This window comes from Dactylosporangium sp. NPDC050588, assembly GCF_040654975.1.
Lineage (GTDB): Bacteria > Actinomycetota > Actinomycetes > Mycobacteriales > Micromonosporaceae > Dactylosporangium > Dactylosporangium maewongense.
In genome coordinates this window covers 101,465-122,489 of the sequence record NZ_JBFAJA010000027.1, presented here as the reverse complement: position 1 = coordinate 122,489, position 21,025 = coordinate 101,465, and the positions used below count along the sequence as shown (strand labels likewise).

Genomic DNA, 21,025 nt, shown 5'->3' with positions numbered 1-21,025 from the left:
GCCGTCAGCGCCATGATGGTGCTGCGGTTCAGGCCCATCCTCTCGGCCAACGCTGCACGGGAGACCGCGCCGTCCAGATGGACGTACCGCAACAGCATGCCGAGGTTGGGCGATGGATCCTGCAGAACCACGCGAACCTCCGACATCGGCTCGGATGCGCCAACAGCCGAGCCCGGAAACAGGACCGGCGGGCGCCGCAGTCCAAGGCCACAGCGTACCGAGAACGGGAGTTAGCCCCTGACCTTGGACACCTAGAACCTGGATCTTGAGTGGTCCGGGTGGATGGGAGTCCTGGAAGATCATGGCTATGAAGCATTACCCGCCGGAGTTCAAGGCGCTCGCCGACGCGCAGCGCCGAGTCGATCCCGGCGAGCCGGGTGAGGAGCCCACTGACCTACTGGTCGGGACGTTCGCATCCGTGAGCCGAAGTGGAACGTTCGAAGCGGCGCGGTTCCGCTGCGGGGCGGTGGCGTGGGCGCCGCGGCGGTTGACGGGTCAGTCGTGCGGCAGTCCGGCGCGGAGATTGCCGAGCGCGCTGGGTAGCAGGCGTGACCTGTGTATCTGCCGTGCCGTAGGTATCGCGACGGCGACAGCGCGGGTACGCCGTGGCGCGGAAGGGGTTCAGGGTTGCTGTTGCGTGGGCAGGGCGGGGGCGGGCGGGTCCAGCGGCAGTGCTTGTAGCAGGCCGGCCACGCCGAGCACTCGGAGCACAGGCGGGCTCGGGCGGATGATCATTGTGCGGTTCGCTGCTTGTGCGTCACGGTAGGTTTGTACCAGTGCACCGATACCGGTCGAATCGATGAATGTTATGGCCGTCAGGTCGAGCACCAGCATGCGCGGCTTCCTGGACCAGCAGTCCGTAACCGCAGCTTCGAAGCCGGTGACGTCCGTGAAGTCCAGCTCACCGACGGAATAATCTTGGCGCTACGCTGCTCCGATAGTTGGCCAAGGAGTTCGACCTGCAGCCACGGGGTGACGTCGAGCGACGGCTGGATGAGCTCGACGCTGCGCACCGCTCGCGACTGCAACGACGCCGGAACCCTTGGCCCAGTTGCCACAGGGTAACCGCTGCGGCAGCCCGCGAACCCCGCCTGCTCTACGCTAACCGAGACGCGGATGCGCCCGAGTTGCCTGACGAAATGGCTCCAGAAGTCGTGAACTCGTGGCGGCTGGGGTCAGGCTGCGAGCCGCCAGTACGGCCGAGCTGGTGACTCACGGTCGCGGCGGCGCGCAAAGGTTGGCCTCTGGCGGTACCGGTTTCGGCAATCCGACCGAGCCGATTTCGTTCGTCGCCGCCGGTTGATGCACCGAATCCGCCAACATCACCGAGAATCCTCACCGACGAAGTCTCGCTGTACCTGTCAAAGTCCAGCTCACGGGTGCGCGCCAGCGACATGATCCTTGAGACATCGAAGCGCGGCCCTTCGTGCTATGCCGCGAGTCCGAGTCGGGATCATCGGGATCATCGGGATCGTCTCAAGCTACATGTCGAGTACCAGCTCAGTGCTGTGATCAGCTGACACGATTTTTGAGACCGGACACGATGGGTGGGTGCTCATCGGGTCCTGCACCGGCCGGGACCGCAGTCCTGGGTGGTCGTGCGGACTGTCCTGGCGGAAAGGGGACCGGACCGGGTTCCCAGCCTCATGCCAGCCGGCCCCGGCGAACCTAGCCTGAAGCCTTGGCCATGGGCAGACAGGAGTGAGCATGAAACGGACCATCACGCTCGGCGTGCTCATCGCCGCTCTCGCGGCGGCATCGGGCGCCTGCGACCGCGGTTCGGACCGCACACCGCCCGCCGATCCGCCGTCGAGCGCGCTGCCGGCCGCAGCGGCATCGGAGCAGCTGGCCGCCGCGGTCGCCAAGCTGGACGGTCAGAGCCTGAAATACACCATCACCGGCAACCAGGGAACGCTGTCCGGCGGCTTCGACACGACCACCCGCGGGATCACCCTCAGCGGCGGCACCACGACCAAGCTCGATTACGTGATCCTCGGCGACGACGTGTACCTGAAAGGGTTCGATCCGCAAGGTCGCTGGTGGCACCTGTCTGTGTCGCGGTTCTCGTCGGGGTCCACCTTCCGGCTCCTTGCCGATCCGTTGTTCGGGATCAAATTTCTGACCACCGCACGCAACGTCAAGCAGGACGCGCCAAGGACGTTCACCGGCACGCTCGACGTGACCAAGGTGGCTGCCGGCGGCGTCACCAATCAGATCGCCGACCTGTTCGCCAAGGGCGACCCGGCCGGTGCGACAGCGGTCCCGTTCACGGCGACGGTCGACAGTCAGGGCCGGCTGGCCGGGGTGAAGGCGACGTTCACGGGTGTCTCGAAGTCCGGCCGGGTGCCGTACGAGTTGAAAATCGTTGAGTACGGCGCGACCGCACCCGCGGTACGGCCCTCGCGGGCCGAGACGATTGAGGCGCCGCCCGAGGCGTACAACTCGTAGAGCGCCCGCCGGTAGCCACGGGGGTGGCCGGCGCAGAACCGTCCTGAAGTACCTGTCGACCTTGACTCCTCAGCTTGTCTTGATCGACGGGATCTGTTGGTGTGACAGGTTTCGGGTGTCCGAGGCCGAATCGCAGCGGTTGTTCCCGACGCGCGAGCGCGGCCTACGCAGCAACGTCTACCCGGTCCTCCCGCCCGACGTAACGGCCCTGTAGATGGCGCGGTCGCCGACCGACCCGTCGACCAGATCGTTCACCACAGCCTGGACCCCACGCACCGAAGTCCCGGCGTCCGGAGCGTTCGCGGACAGCGGTCCAGACGGCGTACTCGGCGGGGGGCAGCCGCACCCGCACATCACGGTTTGTGTGGACCTGACCGCCTGCTTGAGTACCGTTCGCGACGACGCCATCGGACCGCTGCTGCGGGAGCTGACGACGGAGTTGCGCCAGCACGGGCCAATCACAGTGATGACCGAATGCTTCTGCTGACATCCAGCGACACGCCGATCGGCCTCACACGTGCGTACCCGGTAAGTGCGTCCGAATCGGCCCGCAGGTCGGCGATTGCCTGCTCGGTCCGGCCGCACGCTACGAGCACCTCGACCCGCTCCGCCCGCTGGTCGGACGGGTCCAATCTGCCCTGCGCGGCGACGTCTTCGATGACCGCGAGCGCATCGTCCGGCTGCAGGGAAAGAGTCAGCGATCGGGTAGCGGGAGGCGAGCGGTGACCGTGGTGCCGCCGCTCGTGGCGGTGGTGACGGCTGCGGTGCCGCCGAGTTCGGCGCAGCGCTCCCGGATCGAGCGCAGACCCACGCCTGCACGGTAGACAGCCGGCAGGCCGTTGCCGTCGTCGCGGACCTCGATGTGCAGACCGTCGTCGCAATACAGGCGGACCGCGCAATGCTGTGCAGAGGCGTGCCGGACCACATTGGTCAGGGCCTCGGAGACCACGTGGTATGCAGCCACCTCGACCGCGGCCGGCAGCGGGCCGACGCCGGCCGCCTCGACCGTGATCGTCACCGGGCCGCCCAGCCTAGCCGCCTGTTCGCGCAGGGCCGCGGCCAGGCCGAACTGGTCGAGGATCGGCGGGCGCAGGCCCTCGACGAGCCGACGCAGGTCGCGCAGGGCGTGCTCGTGGGTCTCGACGAGTCCTTCGAAGATGGTGTCGGTCGTGGCCGGGTCCTGATGCAGGAACTGGCGGGCCAGGCGCAGGCGCAGGGTCACCGAGGCCAGGGTCGGGCCCAGGCCGTCGTGGATGTCGCGGCGGATGCGGCGGCGCTCCTCTTCCAGCGCTGTGACGCTGCGCTCCAGAGAGTGCTGCAGCCGCGCACTGAGCTGCAGGTGGTGGGCGATGACCCCGACCTGGCGGGCCAGGCCGTCGAGCAGGCGCTCGTCGTCGGGGCCGAAGGGTTCGCGCAGTGGGCCCGGCGCCAGCAGGAGGCGGCCATGGTCCTCCCCGCGGTATACCAGCGGAATCTGCTTCGGGGCGTCGCATGGTGTTCCGGTGGACACCGTCGGGATGCCGCCGATCTCGACGGCCGTGTAGGCCAAGCGGAGCGTGCGGGCCAGCGAACGCACCACGTGCTCCAGGACTGCCTCCGGCGAGCCGGCGGACTCCAGCACCGTGCTGAGCTGGCGGAGCACCTCGTACGGGTCGTCACGCTCGCCGTAGAGCCAGCGGCCGACCAGCCGGCGCAGGTAGGTGGCGGTGGGCACGACCGTGACGGCGATGACGGCGACGGCGGCGAGCGGGACGGGGGCGCCGAACAGCGGGCGCAGGGCGGCGACGATACCCACGTAGGCCAGGACGGTGACAGCCGAGAGCAGGCCGTAGACGAGCGAGCGCTTGAGGATGACCTGGATGTCGAAGAGCCGGTACCGCAGCACGGCCGCGCCCAGCGCGAGCGGGCAGGGCAGAAAGAACAGCGTGAGCATGTCCCAGCCGAGCAGCGGCGCGCCGGTGAGCCACTCCGGGACACGGCCGAGCCCGATGTATGCGGCCACCCCGAATCCGAATGTGTACAGCTGCCAGCGCAGGCGCTGCCGGACGCCGGGGTCGCGGCTATGCGCGTAGCCGATGACGAGCGCGGCCACGACCGCGAGGGGGAGGACGTTCGCGGCGGGCGGTGAGACGGCCGTGAGCAGACCCAGGCGCTGCAACGCGTTCGCGTGCGGGAGGTGGATGAGCACGTTCGTGCAGTACAGGATGAAGGGTGTGCCGTAGCACAGCGCCGTCCAGCGCCAGTGCAGCGGGCGGCGGCGGGGCAAGACCACGGCGAAGTGCAGCATCGCGCCCCACATCAGGGCGTTGGCGGTGTCGCTGACCAGCGTCGGCCAGACCCGGCCGGTGAACACGTCGATGACCTGGCTGGACAGCGGGTAGGCGGCGCCACCGGCCACCTGGAACACCGCGATCCCGAACAGCGCACGAGCCGCCGGCTCGCGCGGGCGGCGGCGGATGACGAACGCGGCGACGGCCAGCTCCACGGCGGCGAACGGCAGCGCCGCCAGATGCTCGCGCAGCGCCTCGCCGACCGGATAGTCGTGGAGGTACACAGGTAGGTTCATGGTGTGTCCGTCGCGGACGACGGTGTAGACGGCGGGCGACCCGGCGGCGTCGACCGCGAGCACGAGATCACCCGCGCGCAGCGCGCCCCCGTCCGCGTGGACCTCGGCGATCACGACGCCGTCCGGGCCCCAGGGCGGCGCGCTCGGGTACACTACGGTTCCGTCGGCGGGCGCGCCGAGCCGCACGGTGCCTACCCACGCCGCGGGCCCGATGCACGCGAGCAGGAGCAGCACCGCGCCGGCCCACCGGCGAACCCACGGCGGCATCGGCACCTCCCTTGACGCCTGGGCTGCTTTCCAGCATCGTGGGGCATCGATCATCGATGGCGGGTGGCGGTGCTGTATGTCCGACAGAGATCGGCCGCTGCGGGTCGTCGCCGCGGACGACCATCCGGTGTTCCTCGGTGGCCTGAAACTGCTGCTGGACACCGACCCGGGACTTGCCTGCATCGGCACGGCGGGCACGGGCGCCGAGGCCGTCGAGGTGACCCGGCGGACCCGGCCGGACGTGGCCGTGCTCGACCTGCACATGCCCGGGACCAACGGCGTCGACGCGGCCCGCGCGATCAGCGTCGCCGTGCCGGAGACGGCGCTGCTGATGCTCACGATGCTCGACGACGACGAGTCGGTGTTCGCCGCGCTGCGCGCCGGGGCCCGCGGCTACCTGCTCAAGGACGCCCAACCGGCCGAGATCGTCCATGCGATCCACGCAGTGGCGGGCGGGGCGGCGATCTTCGGCCCCCGGATCGCTCATCGGATCATGGACCATTTCGCGGTACCGCGGACGCCGACCTCGCTCGCCGAGCTCACCCCGCGCGAGCGGGACATCCTGCAGCTGCTGGCTGACGGCGCCACCAACGCGGCCATCGCCGCCCGTCTGCAGCTCAGCCCGAAGACGGTGCGCAACCACGTCTCCAGCATCTTCGCCAAGCTGCACCTCACCGGCCGAGCCGAGGCGATGCTGCACGCCCGGCGGGCCGGCCTCGGCAGTCCCTGACCGTCCACCGTCCCGGTCCGCCGACCCAGGACTGGTGTCCTACCCCGGCCGGGCGGCCCGGGACCGCGGCCTCAGGCGCCGGGACCGGTCCGGTTTCTATCGTCGGGCTCATGACCCGCCATCTGCGCCCGGCCGTCGCCGCCGTATTGCTCGCCGCCTCGATCCCCGTCGCCCTCGGGCACGCCGCGGCGAGCGCCGGCCCGCAGCCGCGGCATGCCGTCTGCCAGAACCGCGCCTGCCTGGTCCTGCTGGAGACCGCGAAGGACCGCGACCACGACGGCGTCGCCGACGTCGACGAGCAGCTGGCCGGCACCGCGCTGGACGACCCGGAGTCGACGCCCGACGCGGCCCTGCTGATCGACCTGCTGCTGCAGCGCAAGCTCACCTCGTTCGAGCGGCACCTCACCGAGCTCGTGCTGCTGCCGACGCTCACCCCGGACGGCTCGGCGATCGCCACCGGGCTGGGCGAATTCAACCTCGACGACCACGACGGCAAGCTGCTCGGCTCGATCGGCATCATCCCCGCGCAGCTGCGTGACAATGGCTTCGACGACGTGTTCGGGCTGATGGCCGTCGGAGCGACGAAGAAGACCACCCCGCAGAGCCCCTGGAACTCGACGACCCCGGACGACCTGATGTGGAGCAGCCGACACAACAAGGCGCTGTACTCCGACGGGGAGGCGGACACGACCGACGTCACCGACTACGGCCTCAACGACCAGCGGCAGGACGGCGTGATCACCGGTGACGTGCAGATCGGCGACAGCAGCAACAGCGCGGTCTGGACGTACACCTTCAGCTACGGCGGGGAGGACAGCGGCCGCACCGACAAGGTGACGGAGACGCACCTCGAGGTCGGCGAGCACGTCATCGATCAGCAGACGCTCACGTCCACCGACGGGACCGGCCGGACCGCCGAGGTGACGCTCACGTCCGACACCCGCGTCGGCGAGAACGGCACCGCCGACGCCAAGATCACGGTGAGCCAGACGCTGAAGGACGAGGACGGCAACGTCGTCGAGAACCGGACGACCGAGATCCTCGTCCAGGAGACCGAGACCGAGGTCACGACGGTCAAGCGGGAGACGAGAACCGTCGGGGGAAAGACGGAGGTCAAGCCCCTGGAGGTCGACACCCGGAAGAAGGACGGCGGCCGGTTCTCCGACCCCGACTACATCGAGGTCATCGCGGTCACGTCGAGCGATCAGGTGTTCTTCGCCAACCGGGTCAACTGGATCCGTACCCCGGCGCCCGACACCGGCAGCGGTGACGCACCGCCCAAAACGCCGGCCGAGGGCGTGGGCTGCGCCCCCAACTGCCCGGGCGCGAAGATCTACATGTTGATGGACCCGGACGGCGTCGTGGTGGCCGGCGCCCCCGGTGCCGCCGGGTTCACCGGGCTGGACGGCATCACCTTCAACCCGCGGGCGAACCCGGACTACGACCCGTGGCTGCAGGAACTGACCGGGCAGACCGGCCAGCCGGTGCCGGTAACCGGTGCCGGCAGCGAACCCGTCATCACCTGAGCAGAACATGACGCCGTTGTGCAGGGCTGCCAGCCGCTCCCGGATCAGAGCCCTGCACCTTCCCGCAGCGATCCCGCCCGCTGCAACGCCGGTCCGACGTACCGAGCCGAGTGCGGTTCATGAGCACGCGGGTGTGCGCGCTCATGCGCAGGTTGCGCAGCGCGTGCTTCCGGTCAGTTCAACGGCGTTCGGTAGAGGACCTCGACATGCACGATGTCGTCGTGTACCACGTCAAGAATGAGGTAACCGGGCCACGAGGGCTCCAGGCAGACGTTGCGATGGCCCGGGCCGTAGGCGCCTGCCGGCTTCGGAGCGGTGTAGAAGCTCTGACAGAAGTCGTCTCCGCACGCGCAGAGGGCGACGATGCGCAGCCGCTCCACCTGTGCGGTCAGCTGGTCGTGGCCGTATGCGTGGAGGGCTGCGATGAGCTCGGCTGTGAAGGTCGGCCAGACCTCGTGCAGTGGTGATCCCGGGGCTGGCTTGTTGTTCACGGTCGCGCAGGTTACATGGGGGACCTCCGACGGCGCACGCAAGTAGCCGCCGAGCGGGCGCGGCGACTCGCCGCGATGGTGACGCTCCGTACGCAGGCCTGACCTGCCAGACCGATGTTTGGATGCACGCTCGTGCCGATGATCGCTTGCGTGATAATGGTTTCGACCCGAGCTGCAGCAAAGGATAATGATTCGATGAGCATCCATATCCGACAGCTCCGGCGAGGTGCCGAGGCCGAGTTCGTATCGGGGTTGGAGTGGCTCTTCGACCCGCCCGGCAGTCGTCCCTCGGATTGGGATCGCGACCGCGCCTTCGAGCGCACCGCGCAGGTCCTTGACCATGAAGACGTGGCGCTGTTCGAAGCCCGCTCGGATCAGGATCAGCTGGTCGGCGTAGCCAGCGTCTACCTCGACATCCTTTCGGTTCGCTTCGGTCGTCGGGCTTCGATCGAAGATCTCGCCGTGCATCCCAGGTGGCGATCCCGAGGGGTCGGCACCAGCTTGCTAACGGCCGCAAGGGCGTGGGCGCACGACTACGGCGCCAACTACGTCTTCTTGGAGTCCGGCGTTGCGCGGACCGACGCACATCGCTTCTACCTTCGCGAAGGTGCAACGCACGCCGCCTCAGCGTTCAGGTGGACCGCTCAGCACCTCGGTAGCGGGTGGTACGACCCGGCGAACCAGTAGGGATCGAGCTGCGCAACAACTTTCGTTCGCGAATCGCCGTATCCGCATCTGTCGCGGAGGTTGAGCGCGGGCTCGACCACGTCCGTCACGCCACGTGACTGGGGTCGGCGCCGCCCGCGCCGCCCGCGCCGTCCAGCCGGGGTACGCGTCTGCCCGCAGAGGTTGGACGGTGCTGTCGATGTGCGGGAGGTGCTGGGATCAGGGCATGGCGACCGCGGCGGGGCCGGCGGGGAAGAGCGGCCGGGCTCCGGAGCGGCGCGTGGTGAACAGGACGAAGAGCAGGGCGAGGGTCATGGCCGCGGCGTAGCCGATGCGGAACGCGGCCGGGTGTTCGGTGTGCCATGGCATGACCAGGGGGTTCCATAGGCCGACCGGGTTGTCGTCGGCGGGGAACGTGAAGAAGTGCCACTGGGTCCAGTTCCAGCCGAGGTGCAGGCCCAGGGGCAGGGCGATGCTGCCGGTCCGCAGGGCCGCGACGCCGAAGACGACGGCGCCGATCGCCGGGCCGGCCGCAGTCCAGAGCAGGTCGGCGCCGCCGGTCTTCACCGACGGGTTGGTGCCCAGGCTCAGCAGGTGGTAGCCGCCGAAAGCGGCGGCGAGCAGGGCGACGGCGGCGCGCGGTCCGACGCCTTCGGCCAGCCGCTGCAGGGCGTAGCCGCGAAAGGCCAGTTCCTCGACCAGGACGGCGCAGCAGAAGTACGCGGTGCCGCTGAGCATCAGGGAGGCGCTGAAGCCATGGTTGGGCTGCCAGTACAGGACGCCGGCGAGCATCAGGCCCCAGGCGAGCAGGCCGACGAGCGCGACGCCGCCGGCAAGGCCGATGGCGAAGTGGGTGAACCGGGGCCGGAAGGAACCGGCCCGGCGGCCCTCCAGGCGCAGGCACAGGCGCGTGCTGCCGAGGATGAACAGGGCGGCCAGCGCGACGACCGGCCAGGCCTGGCCATCCCGCGACGCCCAGGGCGGGGCGAACATGCCGACCAGGACGGCCGCGAACGTGACGGACGCCCCGCACAGGGCGAGGAACCCGGCCACCTTCCAGCCCGCCCGCACCGTGCCGTTCGTGCCTCGGATGATCGACATTGGTCAAGTAGAAAGGGTGCCGAGCCGTTTGGCAATTGGGGAAGTCCCTGATGGCCAGGGCACCCTCCAGTCCGTCGCGCACCGGCGCCGCCACGATCGTCGGTGTGCAGCGGACAGCTTCGCCGTCACGTTCGGCGAGGCCGCAGCACAGTTTCTCGGCGGCGGCCGGTCAGCCCTCGTCACTGCCGGTAGCAGGCTCGGCGAAGGCGAGGCTTCAAGTAGCCGATGAGCGGGCACGCGATCGTGCTGAACGATTCGTACGATCATGAGGTGGATGTCCGGTCCCGGGGAAGCTGACATCTCCCGATACAACTGACACGCCGGACCGTCGGTCTGCCAAAGCCCGATGAACCTGATAAGACGATCGTCGTTGGTGAGCTGATGAACGCGCCTCCCAATGTGGTCCGCCTCGCGACTGGAAGAGCTGGTTGGTGGCATTGCGATCGATGGAGGTGACGGGATGGCGCGGCTCATCCATCTGAACGGCCCGCCGGGCATCGGCAAGTCCACCCTGTCGGCGCTCTACGCAGACCGGAATCCCGGCACTTTGAATCTTGACGTCGATGCCCTGCACCGCCTGGTGGGCGGGTGGCAAGACGAGGAAACCGACACGTGGCCGGTCGTGTGGTCCCTGGTCCGGGCCATGGCGAAAACCCATCTGGAGGGCGGGCGCGATGTCGTCCTGCCCCAGTACCACGCCAAGGTCGACGAGGTTATCGAGCTTGAGAAGCTCGCGCACCAGCACGGGGCGGGCTTCCGTGAGGTGGTCCTGCTCGACGACCGGGAAGCGGCGATCGCGCGGTTCGACCGCCGCGCCCAGGAAAGCGATGACCCGTGGATTCGCCACCACCACCGTCTCATCGAGCTGGGCGGCGGGCATGTCGTGCTCGCAACCATGTATGACAACCTGATGGAGGTCGTACGTTTGCGCCCAGGGACGGTGGTGGTGCCGAGCGCGGTGGGGGCGGTGCAGGAGACCTACGAGCTGTTGGCGGACGCCTTACGCGAGCCGGTGTCCCCAGAGCCCGGTTGAGCATGATCGTGGCGGCTGCTTCACAGTTCGAGGTCGGATACGTCGATCCTGACGAGGGAGAGGTACGCCGGGTTCCCGCGACGGGTTTGTGGACCGGACGATTTCGTGCCGGCCAGCCCGCGGCTGCTGGGTCACGAGAGCGCTGAAAAGGTGGCGCGGGACGACCCGGAGGATCTGACCAACAGCTGCTACGTCCTGGTGGATGGGGGTCACGGCGGCTCGACGGAGCCGCATGTGGTCATCGACTTGTCACCAGAGCGGGTAGGACGCTTCTATGCCACGTCCTGGGATACCTACGGTCTGGTCGGTGAGATGCCAATTGTTGCGACCAGCGTTGTCGAGCTGCTGCAATTCCTTCTGCGCGACGAGGGTAGGGACGCTTTACCCGCTTCGTTGTACGGCGGCGATGCGTACGACCCGTAGACCCGCATGACTGCCCACGCGAACATCATGACGTGAGCCGTCCGGATCTGCAGGTCTCGCGCGGCGGGCGACTCGGAGATCGTCACGCTGCGTACGTCGTTCCGACGGCATGCGTTGTGTTTCCGCTGTGCTCTCGTGCTGATGCCGCCGACTGGCTCGAATCGCTGCGCGGCACCGCGTCGTTGCTCGCCGCCGAGGTGCTCTTCGTCAGCCGTCCGAGTGGCGAGGGCGCCGCATGACGGCATAGAAGTTCTCCTTGGCCAGGATGTTGACCAGCTCCCACGCTTTGCCTTCGAGCACTTCGATTGCGGCGAGCAGCCGAGGCATAGCCTGCCGGGATGCGCTGAAGCCCGTGTCTGCATGGACGAGGAGATAGCGGTGGGGGTAATCGTCGAGGTCCACCGTGCCGTCGAGCACATCCGCAGAGGATACGAGGCGCTGCTCGAACGGATCCTCCCCTCGCCTCATGTCGGCCAGGCTATCCGAATCGTCGGCACTCGATCAAGGACGGCCGGCTCAGACCAGACCGAGCGCAAGTGAGGCGCCCGCTCGTAGCCGCGAGTCGCGCGCCGGCGTCCGGCCGCCACGTCACGCTTGGTGAAGCCACGTGCTGGAGGCGCGGCGCTCGCTCGTGCCGAATACAGTGCACCCGATCTTGCCGTGTGCCGTGGAGATTGCACTGCCGCGCCGCTGATGGCTTCACACCCGCGGACGGGCCGCGTCGATGCCCGAGTTCGCGTAGTCTGGCCGGCATGCATCATAGTCGATTGGCGAGTGTCGTCTTCGACACGCCGGTCGCGCAGGTCGGCCCGGAGGTGGATTTCTGGTCTGCGGCGCTGGGCACTCCGACCTACTCGCCTCCCAGCGAGGAGCAGTTCACCGCTCTCGTCGGCGCCGTCCCCGACTTCTTTACCGTCGTCCAGGCGGTCGGCGACGAACCGCCGCGCTACCACGTCGACATCGAGACCGACAACCTGACGGCGGAGGTAGCTCGCCTGACGGCGCTCGGTGCGGAGTCGCTGACCCGCTGGAAGGACGCCTTCGTGATGCGCTCGCCAGGTGGGCACCTGCTCTGTGTGGTGCCGGTGCACAGCGATCCCGAGACGTTCGCCAGAACAGCGCGCACCTGGCCGTGACCCAGCCGCGCGACTCGAAGCCGGCGCGGTGCACGGCGGGGGAGTCCACGATGGCCACGTGGTCACTTCCCGATCCACGACGTCGACCCGGTCGGCCGTCGCTGGACGAGGTGTCCGCTCCCGCCGATGCAGCCCGGAGCGTTGCACATCGTCGAGAGAGATCAGGTCAGCTGACAACGACCAGCCGCCCGACTATCTCGGTTCCGCAGCCGCCCTCCGATCACGCAGACGATGCGGCATTTGACACTAGGTCATGTCTCGAGGTGCGCTGCGAGGTTGGCCAGCGAGGAAGTCATACCGGCAGCGTGGTCGTCGGCGGAGATGCCGGCCGGGACGTTGTCAGCTCGGAACTCCACGCGTGTGCCCTGGTCCACCGCCGTGACCTCCCAGGTCATCGTCATCGCGCCGGAGTGGGCCGGGTCGTCGGAGACGAAGTCGACGGCCTGTACCACCCGTACGCCAGGGACGATGTCAACGAAGGAAGCCTCCACGACGTCCGAGTCCGCAGTGGTCTTGCCCGGTGCGGTCGAGGCGTCGGCATAGGTCAGCACAAGCCGGTAGGACCCGCCTGGCCTGGCGTCGAACCGCTCGAATCGGCCACTCATGCCCTCGGGTGGCAACCAGATCGTCAGCGCTTCGGGGTCGACGAGTGCCGCATACACACGGTCGGTCGGAGCCGCGATCACCCGGAAAGCCGTGTCTGTCCTTGCCATGATCGGATCCTAAAGGTGCGACGCTTGAAGTTTGCGCCGCCCATGCACCGGATCTGATCCAGCGCATCAACGAAGGTTGCCTCAGGCCAGCACGTTGCACCGCGAAATCCGCGCGCAGGGCTTCGCCGGCAGCTATGCGATCATCCGCAAGTTCGTCGAGCAGTACCGCAGCAAAACCGATCTGACATCGGTGCGCCGTCCGCCTTCGGTGCGGCAGGTGACCGGGTGGATCTGCCGACGGCCCGACGACCTGGTCGACCGCTCCAGGCCTCGCGCATGCTCCAGAACGCGCCCAGACTCGTCCCGGACTTGAAGGTCGATCACCGGACCCACCGTATAGAATCCGCCGCAGCAAGATCAATCACGATTCTTGCGTCAGAGCCGAGAACTGAGCCCGGATGTGCGTGACCTCCGGACCCACGCGCGTCACCGTTCCCTTGATCGTTGTCGGCGAGCTTGGGACCCACCTGGCAGCAGGCGCCGCACCGGATGAGCCCAGGGCAGCGGGTCGTCTGTTGATCTGCCGTCGCGCTGCGCCATAGCTACGTTGGGTAGCGGAAGCGCTGCGGCCCGGGAACGATGTTGCGTTCGCTGTCGTGCGGGCAGCAAGACGGTCACTTCGCCGATGTGTGGGCAGGGGTCGTTGCGGCCTGATCGGGTCCGAACTCGCGGCGGTGGCCGATGCTGAAGTAGGCGGCGCGGCGTCGCAGGTGGCGGCGCCCGACCGGCAGTGCCGGCGGGCCGGTCGGCGCGGGTGCGACGCCGTAGAACAGCCGTTTGCCGACTTCGATGAGGCCGAGGTAGCAGACAACCATGATCGCGAGTGCGGCGAAGAAGCCGCCAGGCAGGGGATGGAACCCCAGCACGTTGGCGAGGGGGGTGGCGGGCAGCAGCGCGCCGACGGTGACCACGCCGACGGTGGCGAGGGTCAGCGGGAGGCTGGGGTGGCTGCGGAAGAACGGGATCTGGCGGGTGCGGATGGCGAAGATGACCAGGGTCTGGGTGGCGAGGGACTCCACGAACCAGCCGGTGCGGAACTGGGTCGGTCCGGAGTGGAACACCCACAGCATGACGGCGAAGGTGGCGAAGTCGAACACCGAACTGAACGGCCCGAAGTAGACCATGAAGCGGCGGATGAACCGGATGTCCCAGTGCGACGGGCGGCGGAGCTGTTCCTCGTCGACGTTGTCGGTGGGGATGGCGAGTTGGCTGGTGTCGTAGAGGAGGTTGTTGAGCAGGATCTGGGAGGGCAGCATCGGGAGGAACTTCAGGAACATCGACGCGCCCGCGGCGCTGAACATGTTGCCGAAGTTGCTGGACGTGCCCATCAGGACGTACTTGATGGTGTTGGCGAAGATTCGCCGGCCCTCGGCGACGCCGTCGGCCAGGACGTTGAGGTTCTTCTCCAGCAGGATGACGTCGGCGGCATCCTTGGCCACGTCGGTGGCGGAGTCGACCGAGATGCCGACGTCCGCCGCGTGCAGGGCGAGGGCGTCGTTGACCCCGTCGCCCAGGAATGCGACGGCCCGCCCGGTCATGCGTTGGAGGCGCACGATGCGTGCCTTGTGCTCGGGGCTGACCCGGGCGAACACCGTCGTGGTCGTGATCGCTGCCGCGAGGTGCGGGTCGTCGAGGTTGTCGATGTCCGCGCCGGTCAGCGTCGTGCCGGCGGGCAGGCCGACGTCCTGGCAGACCTTGGCGGCCACCGCCGGGTTGTCCCCGGTGACGATCTTCACCGTGATGCCGAGTGCGGCGAGACGGCCGAGCGCGGCCGCCGCGTCGGGCTTGGGCGGGTCCAGGAAGATCAGCAGGCCGGCCAGCCGCAGGCTGTGTTCGTCGGCCGTGGTGAGTTGGGTGAGACCGGGAGCGGGGCGGGTGGCGACGGCGACGACCCGGTTGCCGGCGGTGAACTCGGCGGCCAGGGCCGTCGCGGCGGTGGCCGGCACGTTGACGCAATGCGCCAGTACTGCTTCCGGCGCACCCTTGGTGACCATCGTCTGCGCGCCGTGCTGGCCGCGGACGAGGACCGACACCATGCGCCGTTCGTGGTCGAACGGCACGATTGATAGCCGGGTGTCGGCGGCCACGGCAGCGCGCTGGCCCAGCGCGGCCGGCGAGTCCCACAGCGCCATGTCGAGGGGGTTGCCGCCGATCGCGTGGCCGTCCTCGACGGCGGCTTCGGTGCAGGTCAGACCCCACCGCAACAGTTCGTCGGGTGAGTCCGGGCCGGTGGCGACGGCGCGCATGAAGCTGATGCTGCCCTGGGTCAGGGTGCCGGTCTTGTCGGTGAACAGGGTGTCGATGTCGCCGAGGTCTTCGATGCAGACCAGTCGTTTGACCAGGACCTTGCGCCGGGCCATCTGCCGGGACCCGGCGGCCAGGCTCATCGACACCACTGCGGGCAGCAGCTGCGGGGTGATTCCCACCGCGATGGCCAGGGAGAACAGTAGCGCGTCGAGGATCGGCCGGTGCAGCACCACGTTGATGACGAAGATCGAGGTGGTGAGACCGGCGGCGACGTAGACCAGCAGCATCGAGAACCGTCGCAATCCGGCCTGGAACTGCGTCTCGATCGGGTGGCCGCCCAGGCCTCCCGCGATGCGACCGAACTGCGTGCGCGACCCCGTTGCCGTCACCACTCCGCGCCCGCTCCCGGCGTGGATCACGGTGCCCATCAGCGCGCAGCCGGACAGCTCGGCCAGCGGCGTGCCGGCCGGCACCGGTAAGGGGTTCTTGTCGACCGGCAGTGACTCGCCGGTCAGCACCGATTCGTCGCATGCCAGCCCGGATGTCTGCAGCAGCCTGATGTCGGCTGGCACCACGTCTCCCAGCTGCAGGTCGACGACATCGCCCGGGACCAGCGTGGTCACGTCCACCGCGACCGGATGTCCGCCGCGTATGGTCAGCGCCCGGTGGCTGATCTTCGAGTGCAGCGCCTCGGCCGCCTTCTCTGCCCGGTACTCGTTGACCAGTCCCAAGCCGACGGACAGCGCTAGGATCACCCCGATGATGATCGCGTCGCTGTGCTCACCGACGAAGTACGACGCCACCGCGGCGACCAGCAACAGCACCAACAGCGGGGAGCGCACCTGATGCCACAGCACCGGCAGCAGCCGAGCCTGGTGTGTCGAGACCGCGTTGCGTCCGTACCGGGCTAGCCGGCGCGCTGCCTCCCCGGCCGACAGTCCGTCGTGGTCCACGCCGAGGTCGTGCAACACCTGCTCGCTGGGCAGTGCCGCGGCCCTGGACGCGTCCAACCCGGACTCGAGGAGCCCAGGCGGCATCCCGCCGGTCACCGTCACGATCGCTGACCGTTCAACCCGGTACCCCTACCCGCCGTGGTGCCGTCACACTGTCAGCCTGCCACGCACGCCCCCGGCGGATCAGGGCCGTTCGCCCGGACCGGCCGGGACCAACGAACCGTGAGCGTTCGACGCCGGCTGGCCGAAAAGAGATGTTATGCGGTTCATGCGCCTGATTCGGCGCGAATTGGGGACCTTCGGCCCTGCCGTCCGCGCTGAGATCGAGCGACGGTTAAGTGTGTACGGGGCCGAAAAACGCTGCTCCCCGACAGCGAACACGGACGGAGCAAGCCGATGAAAACCTTCATCATTGCCCGTCGTCCTCATCCTGGTCCTCATCACGCTGGCGCTGGCGGTGCGAATCGTCAAGCAGTACGAACGCGGCGTGCTGTTCCGCCTCGGCCGGGTCGTCGGCGCCCGCGAACCCGGGCTGCGGCTCGACCAAGAGTCATGAGCAGCCGTCCATGCGCTGGGTCCTAACGCTGCGCCAGGCTTAGCGCAAAGAACGGGTTGATCAGATGCGCACATCTACCGCAACGCCCTCGCCACGCGCAGGGACGACAACGGGTCTCCGTCGTCCCTGCGCGCCGAACAACGTGTCCGGTCTTGACCCTCCAGCGCGGCTCGGCGGCACGGCTGGTGTCCTGACGCCACACGTGCCTGCAGCCAGTGCGCCGGTAGCGGCGCACGACTACCTCCAGCGTCGTCGGCCGCCAGCCCACCGGTTCGTGCGCCAGCCGCCTGACCACGGTGTCAAGCGGCGTGCCCTCGCAACCGCAGCGGCGGCACCACTGATCGGGCTCGACGACGCGGCAAGCGAGGACTGCGCGACCGGATTCAAGTCGTTGGCCGGTGACTTCGATGCCGAGCTCGTCGAGACGGTAGAACTTTGTCAGGTCCGGACAAGCGAAGGTTGCGTCAGACAAGTCGAGAACTTGTTCATGGGCAGCATAGGGGCTTCCAGATCAGGAGACCTCGGCGGCGCTCTTGACGATGTGCGGTCGATGTCATCCGGGAACGCCATGACGGGGTCACAGCGGTGTTGAGCCTGTGGTGCCGTAGCTTTCCAACCGGTCGGCGAGGTGTCGGTGGAGGGTGAGAGCGATCATGTGGCCGCCGTCGATCTCGTCGGGGATGATGCCTAGTACGGCAGTGACACTTCGTGATGTGCCTTGGGCTGGCGCGGTGTCTGCGGTGCGAAGGCCGGGATCGGCGCCGCCTCCGTGTTATGAGGTGGTGGTCGGTGGTGGGCTAGGCGGGTCCGACGGGGGTTGCTGGAGTCGGCGCCGCACCATCTCCGTGTGCCGGATGAACTGCGCCTCGCCGAGTTCGCGTACTGCGGCGTGCCGGTAGAGGCGCTCGATCTCGTTGTTCAGCAACAGGTCGGGATACGCCTGGGTGCAAAGATCGAGCGCCGCGCGCAGAAACCGAGCCGCGGCGGCGGCTAGTTGCACGTAGCTGGCGGCGCCGGTGGCTGTCACCCGCCACTCTCGGGAGGCTGTCGACTGCCAGTGAGTCACGTCGACAAGGTCTGCGTCGCGGGTGAAACGGATCAGCAGGGACCGATCTGAAAAGGACAAGTCGGATCGGCCGTGCAAGGCGAGGTCGCGCAGTGCGAACTCCAGCGAAAGCCCGAAGTCGAGCAGGGGCATCTGCTCGACCTCTACGAGGAGAGTCCCGACTCGTAACGTCACCGCGCCCAGCATCCACCTTTCGCGGACCTCCCACTCCGGTGCCTGTCGAATGTCATCCGCCTTGGCGCCGGCCGGCAGCAGTTCGGCGCCTCCTGCGCCGTCGAGGATGCGAAAATTGATGTCGACTGGCTCGTCGGGCTTCATGTCACTCTCCATTGCTGACCCGGCAGGTCGACCTGACGCGGGACGGCTACTGCTTGATCATCGGATGTTGTGCTGACAACCAACGATCCGGTGGTGGCCGCGCGCCATAGCGTAGAACCTGCTGGCTGGCAGGTGTTGCTCGACGAGGCCCTCGATTGCGTCGCCGCCCGGCTCGGTCGAGTGGAGCCCCGTCGGACCACCCGGGATCTGGTGCTGGGGCTGCTGTCGCCAGTGGAACGCAAGAACTGCTGGTGGCTGGCGGAGCAGGCCGGACACGACGGGCCGCAACGAATGCAGCGGCTGCTGCGCACGACGCTGTGGGACGCCGACGCGGTCCGCGACGACCTACGCGGCTTCGTCACCGAGCGACTGGGCGAGCCGGGCGGAGTGCTCATCCCGGACGAGACGGGCTTTTTGAAGAAGGGTGTCTAATGCCGAGTTCGGCATTAGGTGCCCTTCTTCAGAAACCCCGTCTCACCCACCACCAACACCCCACGCTCGGCATCCCCGATCGCCTCCACCACCGCCGCACGAACCTCGTCACGGACCCCATCGGTGTCCCACGCGTAAAAGTTCAGCAACCGCTGCATCCGCTCCGGACCAACATCCCCAGCAGCCTCCGCGAGAGTCCACCCGTTCTTACGCTCCACCTCACCGAGCAGACCCCGCACATAGATCCGCATCTGACGCCGCGACTCCACCCTGGGGAACAGACCAGCAAACCGGCCCAGAAACACCACGAACCCCGCCGACCACCCAGCAGCCATCTCCTCCAACACGGCAGATCAAGTACCACAACAGGCGTCTATGTCACAACCTGTCGTTGCAGTATTGGACGGACACCGATGCGGCAAGATGTCCGGATTGTCGGGCGTTCGTTTGGCGGCTTCATGATCACGGAAGTTTTTGGTGGCCTGGAGCCCGCAAAAGTTCCACGATCATGAAGCCGGCCCGAGAAGGACGACATCGGCGTAGGTGTCCACCGGGCCGCAACTCCGTTTCGGGCTTCTGTCCGGGACCGCGAGCCGGACTGTGGACATGGCACGGTTTGGGGAGTGGGCATCGACAGTGGTGTTCGTAGCATCTGGAGAAATTCGTTCCGGAGGGGTTGCCATGACGGACTTCCATGACTTCCGCGACTTCCAGATCAGCGGCTTCCAGCCGGGTGACCCGGGCATACATGACACGCACGCCGAAAGCGACGCGTTCCACTACAGCCCGACGGTGCAGGAGTACGACCGGAACGGTGACGGAGTGGTGGACCTGGTCAGCGCCGACACCGACCACGACGGCGTGGACGACGCCTGGCAGTACGACACCGACGGCGACCGAGTCATCGACACGGTCGGATACGACATCAACGGCGACGGCGCGATCGACAAATGGGACTACGACCACAACGCCGACGGGCTCATCGACGAGGTGAGGATCGACGGTGATCAGGACAACCGGCCGCAGCTCATCGTCGAGGACGACGACTACGACGGGAAGTTCGACCTGGAAACCTGGGACCTTGCCGAGCGAGAAGAAGAGGGTCCGTGGGACCCGCTCGGCCCGCATGACGGCGACACCGCACCCGCCATGCCGCACTGGGGCCCGAACGCTCACTACGGCAACGCCTGATCCAGCGCATCCCGCACCCGGGGAACCTCCAGCCCGGCGAGCCGCCGGGCCTACACCCGCGGCGGCCAACCTGTCCGTCAAGCCACCCTCGAAGCCCACCTCAACCCAGTTGCGCACGCTGCACCGGCTGAACTCTTCTCGCGGGGGGAGCGACTCCGCGGCAGTATCCGCCGCATCGGTCGTGATCGTCATCAGGTGCTACTCCCTTGAGCAGAGCTACACCGTTGCCTTCCAGTCCCTGCTGCGCGGTAGACGCAGACCGTTGCGGTTATGGCTGGTTTGCTGGGTGCTCGGCTGCGTCTGGTGGATGGCGTCGGCGGCCGAGGACTGCGGCGGCGGGAACGGTGACGACCATGCTGGTGACGAGGATTCCGGCGAGTGCGCCGAGGATCGCCGGGTCGTTGTGGAAGGCGAGACCGACGGCGGTGAGCGCTGGGCCGATGTTGCGGGTGGCTGCGACGCCGCCCATGGTGGTGCGGCGAGGAAGGGAGCCGGTGGCTAGGAGGGTCCCGGCGATGCAGGTTGCGGCGGTGAGCACGATGGCGGCGAGGATGGTGCGGGAGCCGAGCAGGGCGGCGATCTGCTGCCAGTTACCGGCGAGCATGCCGGCGAGGACGGCGAGGAAGGTGGCGTTGGACAGGGGGGTGGTGCGCAGCTGCCAGCGGTCGGCGAGTTCCGGCCGAGTGTGGCGAATCAGCAAACCGATGGCGAAGGGGACGAGCTGGAGCAGGGCCACGGTGCGGATGAGCGCGCCTACGTCGAGTGTGAAGCCTTCTGCGATGCCGGCCGCGCGGATGACGATGTTGGCGACGGGTGCGAAGCTGACGCTGCCGACAGCGGCGAGGAGGACCTGCATGGCGGCAGCGGTGGTGGTGTCGCCGCGTTGAATCATGGCGAGTTTGGCGCCGAACGGTCCGCCCGGTGACGCCGCGACGAGAACCAGCGCGATGAACGCCGCAGCGCTCAGGTGGAACAGGATGCCGAGCGCCCACGCGATCAACGGGACGAGACCGATGTTGGCCAGCAGCGTGAGCAGTAGCAGCGGCACATCGGTGGCGACGGCTGTCAACGCGGTGATGGTGGAGCCGAGGCCGGCGGCGAACATGGTGGTGACGATGAAAATGATCGTGACCACGTTGAGCAGCAGGAGCAGCACGTCCAT

18 protein-coding genes and 3 pseudogenes are annotated in these 21,025 nt (G+C 68.0%); 10 read left to right on the top strand and 11 right to left on the bottom strand.

The window, feature by feature from the left end:
- Window positions 1-621: 621 nt before the first annotated feature.
- Window positions 622-900, bottom strand: coding sequence for an STAS domain-containing protein (locus AB0I21_RS20700; protein WP_360563259.1), 279 nt, complete (start codon window positions 898-900; stop codon window positions 622-624).
- Between the two features lie 807 nt (window positions 901-1,707).
- Here AB0I21_RS20700 and AB0I21_RS20695 point away from each other — a divergent pair.
- Window positions 1,708-2,448 (top strand): hypothetical protein, encoded by a 741-nt coding sequence (locus AB0I21_RS20695; protein ID WP_360563253.1) that lies wholly within the window; start codon window positions 1,708-1,710, stop codon window positions 2,446-2,448.
- A gap of 694 nt (window positions 2,449-3,142) precedes the next feature.
- Here the strand turns inward: AB0I21_RS20695 and AB0I21_RS20690 are convergent.
- Complete coding sequence (locus tag AB0I21_RS20690; protein ID WP_360563251.1) at window positions 3,143-5,281, bottom strand: histidine kinase; 2,139 nt, start codon at window positions 5,279-5,281, stop codon at window positions 3,143-3,145.
- 76 nt (window positions 5,282-5,357) lie between these two features.
- On the opposite strand from AB0I21_RS20690, the gene AB0I21_RS20685 reads away from it, so the two are divergent.
- Together AB0I21_RS20685 and AB0I21_RS20680 are read left to right on the top strand one after the other, a co-directional pair.
- The gene (locus AB0I21_RS20685) at window positions 5,358-6,011 is read left to right on the top strand and encodes a response regulator transcription factor (protein WP_360563249.1); all 654 of its coding nucleotides are present in this window, start codon (window positions 5,358-5,360) and stop codon (window positions 6,009-6,011) included.
- 110 nt (window positions 6,012-6,121) lie between these two features.
- Entirely contained in the window at window positions 6,122-7,537 is a 1,416-nt protein-coding gene (locus tag AB0I21_RS20680; RefSeq protein ID WP_360563248.1) for a hypothetical protein, read from the top strand.
- A gap of 173 nt (window positions 7,538-7,710) precedes the next feature.
- Here the strand turns inward: AB0I21_RS20680 and AB0I21_RS20675 are convergent, their stop codons facing one another.
- Window positions 7,711-8,028 (bottom strand): hypothetical protein, encoded by a 318-nt coding sequence (locus tag AB0I21_RS20675; RefSeq protein WP_360563246.1) that lies wholly within the window; start codon window positions 8,026-8,028, stop codon window positions 7,711-7,713.
- 195 nt (window positions 8,029-8,223) lie between these two features.
- Between AB0I21_RS20675 and AB0I21_RS20670 the strand changes: the two genes are divergently transcribed.
- Entirely contained in the window at window positions 8,224-8,715 is a 492-nt protein-coding gene (locus AB0I21_RS20670; RefSeq protein WP_360563244.1) for a GNAT family N-acetyltransferase, read from the top strand.
- A 198-nt stretch (window positions 8,716-8,913) separates the two neighbouring features.
- On the opposite strand, the gene AB0I21_RS20665 is transcribed toward AB0I21_RS20670, so the two are convergent.
- Window positions 8,914-9,795, bottom strand: coding sequence for a type II CAAX endopeptidase family protein (locus AB0I21_RS20665; protein ID WP_360563243.1), 882 nt, complete (start codon window positions 9,793-9,795; stop codon window positions 8,914-8,916).
- A 460-nt stretch (window positions 9,796-10,255) separates the two neighbouring features.
- Here AB0I21_RS20665 and AB0I21_RS20660 point away from each other — a divergent pair, with 460 nt between their 5' ends.
- Window positions 10,256-10,828, top strand: a complete 573-nt coding sequence (locus AB0I21_RS20660; RefSeq protein ID WP_360563241.1) for an AAA family ATPase — start codon at window positions 10,256-10,258, stop codon at window positions 10,826-10,828.
- A gap of 105 nt (window positions 10,829-10,933) precedes the next feature.
- A complete protein-coding gene (locus AB0I21_RS20655; RefSeq protein ID WP_360563239.1) occupies window positions 10,934-11,251 on the top strand; it encodes a hypothetical protein in 318 nt (105 codons plus the stop codon).
- 207 nt (window positions 11,252-11,458) lie between these two features.
- Here the strand turns inward: AB0I21_RS20655 and AB0I21_RS20650 are convergent, their stop codons facing one another.
- Window positions 11,459-11,719, bottom strand: coding sequence for a hypothetical protein (locus tag AB0I21_RS20650; RefSeq protein ID WP_360563237.1), 261 nt, complete (start codon window positions 11,717-11,719; stop codon window positions 11,459-11,461).
- Between the two features lie 299 nt (window positions 11,720-12,018).
- Between AB0I21_RS20650 and AB0I21_RS20645 the strand changes: the two genes are divergently transcribed.
- The gene (locus tag AB0I21_RS20645) at window positions 12,019-12,387 is read left to right on the top strand and encodes a VOC family protein (protein WP_360563235.1); all 369 of its coding nucleotides are present in this window, start codon (window positions 12,019-12,021) and stop codon (window positions 12,385-12,387) included.
- Between the two features lie 251 nt (window positions 12,388-12,638).
- Here AB0I21_RS20645 and AB0I21_RS20640 read toward each other — a convergent pair whose 3' ends face one another.
- Together AB0I21_RS20640 and mgtA are read right to left on the bottom strand one after the other, a co-directional pair.
- Entirely contained in the window at window positions 12,639-13,100 is a 462-nt protein-coding gene (locus tag AB0I21_RS20640; protein ID WP_360563233.1) for an SRPBCC family protein, read from the bottom strand.
- Between the two features lie 614 nt (window positions 13,101-13,714).
- A complete protein-coding gene (gene mgtA, locus AB0I21_RS20635; RefSeq protein WP_360563231.1) occupies window positions 13,715-16,402 on the bottom strand; it encodes a magnesium-translocating P-type ATPase in 2,688 nt (895 codons plus the stop codon).
- Window positions 16,403-16,712: 310 nt separating this feature from the next.
- Here mgtA and AB0I21_RS20630 point away from each other — a divergent pair, with 310 nt between their 5' ends.
- Window positions 16,713-16,856 (top strand): hypothetical protein, encoded by a 144-nt coding sequence (locus tag AB0I21_RS20630; protein WP_360563230.1) that lies wholly within the window; start codon window positions 16,713-16,715, stop codon window positions 16,854-16,856.
- Window positions 16,857-17,010: 154 nt separating this feature from the next.
- Here AB0I21_RS20630 and AB0I21_RS20625 read toward each other — a convergent pair.
- Both AB0I21_RS20625 and AB0I21_RS20620 read right to left on the bottom strand, forming a co-directional pair.
- Window positions 17,011-17,328, bottom strand: a pseudogene (locus AB0I21_RS20625) (ISL3 family transposase); the annotation flags it as partial.
- 300 nt (window positions 17,329-17,628) lie between these two features.
- A complete protein-coding gene (locus tag AB0I21_RS20620) occupies window positions 17,629-18,240 on the bottom strand; it encodes a hypothetical protein (RefSeq protein WP_360563228.1) in 612 nt (203 codons plus the stop codon).
- A 93-nt stretch (window positions 18,241-18,333) separates the two neighbouring features.
- On the opposite strand from AB0I21_RS20620, the pseudogene AB0I21_RS20615 reads away from it, so the two are divergent.
- Window positions 18,334-18,666: pseudogene (locus AB0I21_RS20615) on the top strand (transposase); the annotation flags it as partial.
- Window positions 18,667-18,689: 23 nt separating this feature from the next.
- Here AB0I21_RS20615 and AB0I21_RS20610 read toward each other — a convergent pair.
- A pseudogene (locus AB0I21_RS20610) lies at window positions 18,690-19,007 on the bottom strand (transposase); the annotation flags it as partial.
- A 346-nt stretch (window positions 19,008-19,353) separates the two neighbouring features.
- On the opposite strand from AB0I21_RS20610, the gene AB0I21_RS20605 reads away from it, so the two are divergent.
- Complete coding sequence (locus AB0I21_RS20605) at window positions 19,354-19,863, top strand: hypothetical protein (protein WP_360563226.1); 510 nt, start codon at window positions 19,354-19,356, stop codon at window positions 19,861-19,863.
- 268 nt (window positions 19,864-20,131) lie between these two features.
- Here AB0I21_RS20605 and AB0I21_RS20600 read toward each other — a convergent pair whose 3' ends face one another.
- The gene (locus AB0I21_RS20600; RefSeq protein ID WP_360563224.1) at window positions 20,132-21,019 is read right to left on the bottom strand and encodes a hypothetical protein; all 888 of its coding nucleotides are present in this window, start codon (window positions 21,017-21,019) and stop codon (window positions 20,132-20,134) included.
- Window positions 21,020-21,025: the final 6 nt, after the last annotated feature.

Excerpts from the sequence above, each read along its gene's own strand:
- AB0I21_RS20695 (WP_360563253.1), top strand. The coding sequence starts at position 1,708 with ATGAAACGGACCATCACGCTCGGCGTGCTCATCGCCGCTCTCGCGGCG.
- AB0I21_RS20690 (WP_360563251.1), bottom strand. The coding sequence starts at position 5,281 with ATGCCGCCGTGGGTTCGCCGGTGGGCCGGCGCGGTGCTGCTCCTGCTC.
- AB0I21_RS20685 (WP_360563249.1), top strand. The coding sequence starts at position 5,358 with ATGTCCGACAGAGATCGGCCGCTGCGGGTCGTCGCCGCGGACGACCAT.
- AB0I21_RS20680 (WP_360563248.1), top strand. The coding sequence starts at position 6,122 with ATGACCCGCCATCTGCGCCCGGCCGTCGCCGCCGTATTGCTCGCCGCC.
- AB0I21_RS20670 (WP_360563244.1), top strand. The coding sequence starts at position 8,224 with ATGAGCATCCATATCCGACAGCTCCGGCGAGGTGCCGAGGCCGAGTTC.
- AB0I21_RS20665 (WP_360563243.1), bottom strand. The coding sequence starts at position 9,795 with ATGTCGATCATCCGAGGCACGAACGGCACGGTGCGGGCGGGCTGGAAG.
- AB0I21_RS20660 (WP_360563241.1), top strand. The coding sequence starts at position 10,256 with ATGGCGCGGCTCATCCATCTGAACGGCCCGCCGGGCATCGGCAAGTCC.
- AB0I21_RS20650 (WP_360563237.1), bottom strand. The coding sequence starts at position 11,719 with ATGAGGCGAGGGGAGGATCCGTTCGAGCAGCGCCTCGTATCCTCTGCG.
- AB0I21_RS20640 (WP_360563233.1), bottom strand. The coding sequence starts at position 13,100 with ATGGCAAGGACAGACACGGCTTTCCGGGTGATCGCGGCTCCGACCGAC.
- AB0I21_RS20620 (WP_360563228.1), bottom strand. The coding sequence starts at position 18,240 with ATGAAGCCCGACGAGCCAGTCGACATCAATTTTCGCATCCTCGACGGC.
- AB0I21_RS20605 (WP_360563226.1), top strand. The coding sequence starts at position 19,354 with ATGACGGACTTCCATGACTTCCGCGACTTCCAGATCAGCGGCTTCCAG.